Source organism: Micromonospora sp. B11E3, assembly GCF_039871625.1.
Taxonomy (GTDB): Bacteria; Actinomycetota; Actinomycetes; order Mycobacteriales; family Micromonosporaceae; genus Micromonospora.
This window is the reverse complement of record NZ_JBDPMC010000017.1, coordinates 102,005-110,872: the sequence shown is the minus strand read 5'-3', so window position 1 is coordinate 110,872 and position 8,868 is coordinate 102,005. Positions and strand designations below refer to the sequence as shown.

At 72.3% G+C, this 8,868-nt stretch carries 8 protein-coding genes; 1 reads left to right on the top strand and 7 read right to left on the bottom strand.

Annotated elements, in window-relative coordinates; genetic code table 11:
• Nucleotides 1–70: 70 nt before the first annotated feature.
• From ABGB16_RS12170 to ABGB16_RS12145, 6 genes are all read right to left on the bottom strand, one after another.
• Nucleotides 71–334, bottom strand: coding sequence for a hypothetical protein (locus tag ABGB16_RS12170; RefSeq protein ID WP_347668109.1), 264 nt, complete (start codon nt 332–334; stop codon nt 71–73).
• A 242-nt stretch (nt 335–576) separates the two neighbouring features.
• Nucleotides 577–1,170, bottom strand: coding sequence for a hypothetical protein (locus tag ABGB16_RS12165; RefSeq protein ID WP_347668108.1), 594 nt, complete (start codon nt 1,168–1,170; stop codon nt 577–579).
• A gap of 218 nt (nt 1,171–1,388) precedes the next feature.
• On the bottom strand, nt 1,389–2,948 hold the full coding sequence (locus ABGB16_RS12160) for a glucoamylase family protein (RefSeq protein ID WP_347668107.1): 1,560 nt from the start codon (nt 2,946–2,948) through the stop codon (nt 1,389–1,391).
• An 11-nt stretch (nt 2,949–2,959) separates the two neighbouring features.
• Entirely contained in the window at nt 2,960–3,856 is an 897-nt protein-coding gene (locus ABGB16_RS12155; RefSeq protein ID WP_347668106.1) for a carbohydrate ABC transporter permease, read from the bottom strand.
• Nucleotides 3,857–3,866: 10 nt separating this feature from the next.
• Nucleotides 3,867–4,799 (bottom strand): sugar ABC transporter permease, encoded by a 933-nt coding sequence (locus tag ABGB16_RS12150; RefSeq protein WP_347668105.1) that lies wholly within the window; start codon nt 4,797–4,799, stop codon nt 3,867–3,869.
• 1 nt (nt 4,800) lies between these two features.
• The gene (locus ABGB16_RS12145; protein WP_347668104.1) at nt 4,801–6,072 is read right to left on the bottom strand and encodes a sugar ABC transporter substrate-binding protein; all 1,272 of its coding nucleotides are present in this window, start codon (nt 6,070–6,072) and stop codon (nt 4,801–4,803) included.
• A 95-nt stretch (nt 6,073–6,167) separates the two neighbouring features.
• Here ABGB16_RS12145 and ABGB16_RS12140 point away from each other — a divergent pair, with 95 nt between their 5' ends.
• Nucleotides 6,168–6,521, top strand: coding sequence for a helix-turn-helix domain-containing protein (locus tag ABGB16_RS12140; RefSeq protein ID WP_347668103.1), 354 nt, complete (start codon nt 6,168–6,170; stop codon nt 6,519–6,521).
• Nucleotides 6,522–6,660: 139 nt separating this feature from the next.
• On the opposite strand, the gene ABGB16_RS12135 is transcribed toward ABGB16_RS12140, so the two are convergent.
• Nucleotides 6,661–8,811, bottom strand: coding sequence for a glycogen debranching N-terminal domain-containing protein (locus tag ABGB16_RS12135; protein WP_347668102.1), 2,151 nt, complete (start codon nt 8,809–8,811; stop codon nt 6,661–6,663).
• Nucleotides 8,812–8,868: the final 57 nt, after the last annotated feature.

Below are 8,868 nucleotides of genomic sequence, written 5' to 3'. Positions count from 1 at the left end.
AGGCTGCACGGCGAACTCGGCCACGTCCCACCCGCCGAACACGAGGCACTCCACGCGATGACCCACCCGGTCACCGCACCCCTGAAAACCAGCTAACCAACTCTCCATTAAACCCGGGGCTTGACAGGAAGGCGGCGGCGAGGGCGGCGTGGCTCGCCGCCCGTACCGTGTCGGCGCCGATCATCACCCAGCGCCGCGGGAACCGGTCGCCCGCCACGCCGCCGCCGAGCAGGAACAGCACCATGGGCACGATTCGCGCCGCCAGCACGTAGCTCAGGTCGGTCAGGGAGCCTGTGCTGTCCAGAATGGCGAAGGACAGCGCCACGCTTGCCATCGCCGTGCCGACGCCGAGGTGGTGTAGCCGGTGAGGAACGACCGGAAACCGGCTTCCCGCAGCACGTCGAATCGTCGACCGCCCGTACGGGACACCCCTGCGCTCATCGGCGTCGCTCCCTGTCGTCGCTCGCCGTCCCACGGCGGCGCCTCCGGTGACCTGGCCGGCTCGGAGCGCTGGTCGCTCCAGGCGCGGAGAGTCACCGTGGCCGCTGGCCCCAACTTGAGCCACTGCGACTCAACCTAGGGCGCGGTCGGGCGCCGGTCAAGCGCGTCGGTCTTCCGGGGGGCCGGTCGCGCCTCCCGCGTCGCGCGCCGGAGCCGGTCGAGCGCGGTCCGCACCGGGCGGGGGAGTCGCGCGGGCGCGGCGCCCGCCACGTCGTCCAGCGCCTGTGCGGTGAGGTCCAGCAGCGCGCCCGGAGGCGCCGGAAGCGCGGCTCGCAGGGTGGCCCGGGCCAGCGCCGCGCGGGGAAACCGCCGCTCCCATCCGGCGTCGGCGTCGAGCGCGTCGACCAGCCCGGACACCGCGGCGCGGACGGCCGTCACCTCCGCTCCGGCGGCGGTGCCACCGGCGCGTTTGCCCTCGTCGGAGGCGGGGCCGAGCCTGGACCGGCGTTGTTCGGCGGCCTGCCGGGAGGTGAGGGCGAGCGCCCCGGCCACCTGGGCCCAGGTCGCGCCCTGTCGACGAGCCTCGTCGATGAGGCGGCGCTCGGCGTCGTCGAGCAGGGCCCGGGCCTCGGGAATGCGACCCAGGGCGGCGAGTGCCGCCTCGGCGCCGGAGCCCTCGGCCCCGGCGCCCGGCGCGATGAGCCGCGACAACTCGTCGGGGGCGTCCACGCCCTGACCCTGTCAGCCCGTCACACCGATGTCAACATTCTGTTGACATAACCCGCTTCCGGGGGCAGCCTGCCGGATGGCGTCGGACTCGCGCAGCCACAAGGAAGGACGCCCCTCTCGATGCTTGTGATCGAGAGGGGCGTCCTTCCCACGTGGTGCCGGCCCCGGCACCGGACGGTCCGGCGGGCCGCCGCGACCGTCCCGGGGCCGGCCGGACGTCAGTTGCGCCCGCGCGCCACGGAGAACTCCTCCATCCGCATCAGCGGCGCGACGCGCTGCTTCATCGCGCCGCCGCTGAACGGCCGGCGCAGCACGTCGTGGGCGAGCGCGTTGCCCAGCGCCGCCATCACCATGCCCTGGTCCAGCGCCAGGTAGCGCTTCGACACCTGCCCGGCGGTCACGTCGACCGCGTCGTAGAACCCACCGGGGCCGTACGCGTCGAAGTCCCGCCGCAGGTTCGCCAGGTTACGCAGCGCGTCGCCCTCGGCGTAGCGCAGGGCGAGGAAGGAGGCGTGCGGCGTGACCACGCCGTGGCCGTACCGGGCCGGCAGCGGCTGCGCGGGGCGGCACTCGCCGTACCCGTAGTCCACCGTGGTCCGCTCCTGGTCGGAGGTGTAGCCCGCCCCGTCCATCCCGATCGGGTCCACGCCGTACTCCCGGTACCCGCCGGCGGGGTTGTTCGAGGGGGAGAAGCCCCAGTAGCCGTACCCGGCCTCGTTCAGCCCGTGCTCGATCTGCGCCCGCACGTACGTCGGGTGGTTGATCGCCCAGCTGCGCGGGCCCCACTGCTCCTCGGGCACGAACAGCGGGACCATCAGCGCCTCGAACATCGACCCGCCCCAGCTCGGCACCAGCTGTAGCCCGCGGTAGCGGTAGGCTCCCTCGAACACCCGCACGCCGAGGTAGGTGCGCCACTCGCCGACCGGCCGTTGCTCGGTCCACGCGTAGTCGCAGCCCTCCGGCGCGAACGTGCGGAACGTGCCGAAGTAGTGCTCCGGCGGGATCTGGCCGGCCGCGATGCCGAGGTAGCTGGCGATGCGCGGCTCGGTGTTGAACGCGCCGTAGTGGTGGCAGGTGTAGTAGACGTCCGGCCCGCCGCGGTAGTTGCCGGCCACGGAGCAGCCGGGCGGCGGCTGCACCCAGAAGCCACCGCGGATCTGTCGCTCCGCCGGGTTGTAGTAGTAGCCGAAGTCCATCCGGCCCAGCAGCGCGTCGGCTGGCGCAGCCAGCTCCGGCACCGCGTCCTTGACGATCTCCAGCCCGACGGCCAGCCAGCCGTTGTCCACGCTGGACAGGAACGGGTGCACCGTGCTGCCGTCGGCCGGCCAGGTGGTGAGCTTCCGCCCGGTCGCCGGGTCGTACCAGTTGTAGTACATGCCGGACGCCTCGTGGATCTCCAGCCGGCCCAGCGTGTCCAGGGTGCGGGCGATGCGGTCGCGGGCCTGCCCGGCCGGGATCAGCCCGGTCTCCCGGGCCACGACGGTGCTCCACAGGTACGCCCCGACGTTGGTCGGCGAGGTGTACGCGGACCGGTCGGCCGGGTCGAGGTCGCCGCCGACGTTGTCGGCCACCAGACCGGTGCCGGGGTCGACCATGGCGGCGAACGACCGCCAGGTGTCGGCGGCGTACTGCCGCAGGACGGCGGCGCGGGCGGCGCCGGAGGAATCGGCGGGGGAGTCGGCCACGGGGGCGGCGGCCGACGCGGGGGCGCCGGCGGCGACCAGTCCGAGGGACAGGATCACCCCGGCGGTGACGGACAGACGGGACGTGGATCGCACGAGGGGGCTCCTCACTTGAGGCCGGTCATGGCGATGCCCTGGACGAAGTACCGCTGCAGCAGGACGAACACGATCAGGATCGGCACGATGACGGCGACGGAACCGGCCATCAGCAGGCCGTACCGGGTGTTGTTCTCCCCGATGGCGTAGAGCGCGAGTGCCACCGGGAGGGTGTATTTGTCCTCGGACTGGGCGACGACCAGCGGCCAGAGGAAGTTGTTCCAGGTGGCCAGGAACTGCAGGATGCCGAGCGTGGCCAGGGCCGGCCCGCACAGCGGCAGGATGACCCGGGCGAAGATCCGCCACTCCCCGGCGCCGTCCACCCGGGCGGCATGGATCAGGTCGTCGGGCAGGCCCAGGATGAACTGGCGCATCAGGAACACCCCGAGCGGCTGGGCCAGCCACGGCAGGATGAGCCCGGCGTAGCTGTTCACCATGCCGAGCTGGCTGACCAGCATGAACAGCGGCACGAAGTAGACCATGCCGGGCACCATCAGCATCCCGAGAACGAGCGCGAACACCACCCGTCTGCCGGGAAACTGCAGCTTCGCCAGGGCGTAGCCGAGCATCGAGCAGAAGACGAGATTGCCCGCGGTGATGGCGACGGCCACCAGTGTGCTGTTGAGGAAGAACTGCGGGAAGTCCAACTGCGTGAACAGGTCCCGGTAGTTCTTCAGCGTCGGGGACTCGGGCAGCCAGGTGGGGGGCACCTGGCGGACCTCGGCGTTGGTCTTGAACGAGCCGAGCAGCATCCAGACGAACGGACCGACCAGGAGCACGAGCCCACCGGTGAGGACGGTGTACACCCACAGGTGGCCCCGGGCCTCCGGCGCGCCGCCCACCACCCGGTGCCGCCTGCCGGCACGGGGCGGTGTGGACGAGGCCGGTGTGTGCACGGATGTGGTCATGACGACTCCCTCACGTCTTCGACCGGAGCAGCCGGAACTGCACCAGGGTGAGGACGAGAATGGCGATGAACAGGACGTAGCTGATGGCCGCGGCGTAGCTGTAGTTGCCGAAGCCGAACTGGTTGTAGATGTAGAAGGCCACCGACGTCGTCCGGTCCAGCGGCCCGCCCTGCGTCATCACGAACGGCTCCTCGAAGAACTGCAGGTAGCCGATGCCGGTGATGACGCCGCCGAACAGCAGCGTCGGCCGCATCAGCGGCAGGGTGACGTGGCGGAACCGCGACCATGCACCGCTGCCGTCGATGGCCGCCGCCTCGTGCAGCTCCCGGGGGATCGCCTGCAGCCCGGCCAGGAAGATGACCATCAGGTACCCCGTGTTCCGCCAGGCCGCCATCAGGATGAGCGCGGGCATCGCCGTCGTCGGGTCGGTCAGCCAGTTCGGGCCGTCGATGCCGACGTAACCGAGCAGCGTGTTGACCAGGCCGCTGTCCGGCTCGAGCACGAAGCGCCAGACGACGGCGACGGCCACGATGCTCGTGACGACGGGCAGGTAGTACCCGACCCGGAAGAACGTCCGGAACCTGGTGATCCCCGCGTCCAGGCCGACCGCGGCCGCGAGCCCGAGGACCATCGTCAGCGGGATCCCGACCAGCACGAAGTACGCCGTGTTGAGGGCGGCCTGCCGGAACGTGTCGTCACCGAACAGCTTGACGTAGTTGTCCAGGCCGACCGGGTTGACCCCGAGGGGGTCGCGCATGTCGGCGCTGCGCAGGTCGGTGAAGCTCATGGCGAGCGAGGCCAGCACCGGGCCGGCCATGAACACGGCGAACACGAGCAGGAACGGAAGGGCGAAGCCCCAACCTGCGACGCCCTCCCGCCGCCTGCCCGTGGCCTCCCGCTTGCCGCCGGTGCGCGTGGCTCGCCGCGCGGTGGCGGAGGTCATGTCAGCTCCCGGTGCCGATCGAGGACGCCTTGGCCTGCATCTCCTTCGTGGCGGTGGCGGGATCGGAGACGCCGCGGACCACCCGCTCGATGCCGTCGTCGATGACGTCGGCGACCTGCTCCCAGGTGGCGATCGCCGGCGCCGACTTCGCGTCCTTGAGCTGCTCACCGAACGCCTTCAGGAACGGGTCGGCGGCCAGCTTGCCGGACTGCCAGCTCTCCTGCACCGCCGGGAGGCTGCCGACCAGGTCGTACAGCTTCTGCTGGGCCGCCGGGGTGCTGAGGTACTGGACGAACTTCCAGGCCGTGTCGCGGTTCTTGGAATCCTTGTAGACCACCAGATCCGAGCCGCCGATGAAGGACGTGCCGGCCTTCTCGCGCGGCATCTGCGCGACATCCCACTTACCCTCGAGCGCCGTGCCGCCGTCCTCGCGCAGGATGCCCATGTGCCACGGGCCGGACACGAAGGCGCCGATCTCACCCCTGAGGAAGCCGGGGCCCATGGCCTCGGGGGCCAGCTGCGCCGGTGCGACTCCCTGCTTGAAGAACGAGGCGTAGTACTCCAGCGCCTTCTGCATCTCCGGTGTGTCGAGGGTGAACTTGCCGTCCCGCATGATGTCCGCGCCGGCCTGCCAGGCGAACGGCATGAACGTCTGCCACGAGCCGGTGCCGCCCGGCTGCAGGTAGATGCCCCACTTGGCGCCACCGGAGTCCTTCATCCCCTTGGCGAAGTCGGTGAGCCCCTGCCAGCTGGTCGGCTTCTGCACGCCCGCCTTGGCGGCGAGGTCGCTGCGGTGGTAGATCAGCCGGGTCTCGACGTACCAGGGGACGCCGTAGGAGGTGCCGTCGACGACGGTGGTGTTCCAGGCGCCCTCGAAGAACTTGCTCTGGTCGAACAGCCCGGTGGGGGTGGGGTCGAACGCGCCCGTCTTGGCGAACTCGCCCATCCAGGTCGTACCCATCATGCTGACGTCCGGCGTCTGCCGGCCCGCGATGGCGGTGGCGATCTTGTCGTGGGCGGCGTCGAACGGGAACGACGTGACGGTGACCTTGGCGTCCGGGTTCTCCTTGGTGAAGTCGGACGCGAGGGCCGTCAGCTTCTCCCCCTCGGCGCCCATCGCCCAGACGGTGATCTCGCCCGTGGCCTTGCCCTCGGCGATGCCCTTGCCGGCGGGCTGGCCGCCGGTCGTGGAGCCGCCGCCGTCCCGGCCGCAGCCGGTCACGCCCAGCGCGAGCGCGAGCGCGACGGCCGTCGCGTGTCTCCAGTGCCTCATCGGAATCGCGGCGTGGATACCCTCGCTTGAGCGGGGATGACACGCCGCTCCCTCCTTTCGGATGATCGTCTTGCATGGATGCGAGAAGGTGAAGCGTGAGTGGGGTGGTGGAGCGGGCGTTCAAGTACCGCTTCTACCCGTCGCCCCAGCAGGCCGAGCAGTTGAATCGGACGTTCGGGTGTGTGCGGCTGGTGTACAACCGGGCCTTGGAGGCGCGTACCCGGGCGTGGGCGGTGCACCTGCAGGCTGGGTTCGTCGCGTTCTGGGACAGGCGTGCCCGGTATCCGCGGTTCAAGTCCAAGCGCAGATCGCGGGCGTCGGCCGAGTACACCCGGTCGGCGTTCCGCGGGCGGGAGGGGTGTCGGGCGACCGAGGGAATCCCCGCCCTTCAAGGCGGCGGAGGATGCCAATGCGCCTCCTCGGGGATGGCGGCCGTCGTGTGGTGGTAGCTCCGCTGCGCTCCGCGTTCGGTGGCTGAAACCGATTACAGCAGCACCATAGGCATGGATGTCCGACTCCACAACCGGTGTGGCGTGTGGCGGGTTTCCGCCGGATCCGGATCGGCGCGCCGATCGCCCGTGACCAGGCTCAGGACCGGTGCCGGCGGGCGGCGGTCGCCTGGAGCGTGGGCCGGCGGACCACGGCGATCCGGTCGCCGCGGGCGCGTACCGACGCCCGGCCGTCGCGCCGACGGCGCACGTGCAGGTCGACGGTGGCGCGGCCGACCTGCACGCCCTCCAGCGTCAGGTCGGGCAGCCACTCGGGCAGGTGCGGGTCCACCAGGATCGTCCGCAGCGGCGCGACCGGGCGCAGGGCCAGCAGCGCCTGGACCACCGCGACGACGGCGCTGGCCGACCACGCCTGCGGGGAGCACGAGTTCGGGTAGACGCCGGGGTGCGGGTGTTCGGCGTCGCGCGGCAGCCCGCCGAGCGCCTCGGGCAGGCGGTGCCCCTCGAACAGCGCCGCCGCGGCGAACATGCCCTCGGCGAGTCGGTGCAACTGCTCCCAGCAGCCGTATCGGGCCAGGCCGATCCCGATCGTGCCGGCCTCCACCGGCCAGACGCTGCCCCGGTGGTAGCTGAACGGGTTGTACGCCGGGTGGTCGGCCGACAGGGTGCGCACGCCCCAGCCGCTGAACATGTCCGGTTCCAGCAGCCGGCGGGCGACGGCGGGGGCGATCCGGGCCGGCACGATCCCGGTGGCCAGCAGGTGCCCGTCGTTGGAGCTCACCGACCGCACCTGGCGCTTGTCCGGCCCCAGGGCCATCGCGTGGCACCCCCGCTCGGGCATCCAGTACGCGCGGTGGAACCGGCGGCGCAGGGCGTGCGCGCGGGCCACCAGGACGGCGCCGGTGCGCGGGTCGCCGGTGGCGGTGAACACGACGGCGGCGTGCCGCAGCGCCGCGTACCAGTACGCCTGCAGCTCGCTGGTCGCGATCGGGTTCGGCACCACCCGCCCGTGCTCGTCGACGATCGCGGTGTCCGAGTCCTTCCAGCCCTGGTTCTTCAGACCCGCTCGGGAGCGGCAGTGGTACTCCAGGAAGCCGTCCCCGTCCGGGTCGCCGTACCGGTCGATCCACTCCAGGACCCGCCGCGCCACCGGCAGCAGGTCCCGCAGCGTGGCCAGGTCCCCCGTCCAGGCGAGGTACTGGCCGAGGAAGACCAGGAAGTCCGGCGCGGTCGACCAGTCGCCGTAGTACGCGGTGAACGGGTCGAACCCGAGCACGGACACCGGGCCCAGGCGGGCCTCGTGCAGCGGCTTGCCCGGCTCCTCGTCCCGCCACCGGTCGATGTGCCGCCCGACGCGGCGGGCGTTGAGCCGCAGGCTGTCCGCCAGCATCGTCGACCCGGCCAGCAGCGCCTGCCACGAGGCGGTCATCGTGTCCCGGCCGAAGACCTCCTGGTAGATCGGCAGCCCGGCCATCGGCGCCGCCGGCCCCGCCGGTTCCCCCAGCGGCAGCACCGCCAGGTCGTCGACCGCGCACCGCCACGCCGCCTCGACGTCGAAGTTGCTGCTGCGCATCCGGGTGAACTCGCGGGCCAGCCGGGACCGGGCGGCGGCGGCCCGCCCGCCGGGCTCGGCGAACGTCGCCGGCGGGGCCGCCAGCCGCTCGCCGTCGAAGACGGGCTCGACGAGGAACTCCACCCGGCCGCGCCCGCGCGCCGGCACGCGCAGCCGCAGCGCGAGCGCCCCGTCGGCGTACGCGACGGGCCCCTCGGCGTGCACGCGGACCGCGACCGCGCGGTCGATGTCGTCGCGCAGGTAGGTCAGGCGCAGTTCCCGGGCCGCCGGGTCCCAGGCCGCGCCGACCCCGCCGTGCTGCACGCGCCGGCCCGTCTCGGCCTCGCCGGTGTCGGCGAAGTCGGCGGCCAGCCGCAGCCCCAGCCGCAGGTCCAGCGGCCGCTCGGCGTAGCTGAGGACGGTCAGCCGGGTGCGCAGGCCCGCGCCGACGAAGCGCTCCGTCAGCAGGTACGCCGCCCGGGAGGGCAGCGCCTCGCCTTCGGCGAGTTCGGCGTACGACAACTGGGCGTGCGCCTGGACGCTGGCCGTGCTGAACGGGACGGGCTCGCGGCCGTCGACGGTGAGGTGTTCGGCGCTGAGGACCCGCGTGTTGCGCGCGAAGAAACCCTGCGGCCCGGCGCCGGTGATCCGGCCGTGCACGTCCGTGACCAGGGCGCTCCACCCGCTGGCCACGTACAGCAGGTCGGGACGGACCCGCAGGTCCCGGATCCTGCTCATGGGCCGCACCTCCCCGGCGGATGGCTCCGCCCCGGGATGTGCGTCCCGGGCGGCGTC

Excerpts from the sequence above, each read along its gene's own strand:
- ABGB16_RS12145 (WP_347668104.1), bottom strand. The coding sequence starts at position 6,072 with ATGAGGCACTGGAGACACGCGACGGCCGTCGCGCTCGCGCTCGCGCTG.
- ABGB16_RS12155 (WP_347668106.1), bottom strand. The coding sequence starts at position 3,856 with ATGACCACATCCGTGCACACACCGGCCTCGTCCACACCGCCCCGTGCC.
- ABGB16_RS12170 (WP_347668109.1), bottom strand. The coding sequence starts at position 334 with ATGGCAAGCGTGGCGCTGTCCTTCGCCATTCTGGACAGCACAGGCTCC.
- ABGB16_RS12150 (WP_347668105.1), bottom strand. The coding sequence starts at position 4,799 with ATGACCTCCGCCACCGCGCGGCGAGCCACGCGCACCGGCGGCAAGCGG.
- ABGB16_RS12135 (WP_347668102.1), bottom strand. The coding sequence starts at position 8,811 with ATGAGCAGGATCCGGGACCTGCGGGTCCGTCCCGACCTGCTGTACGTG.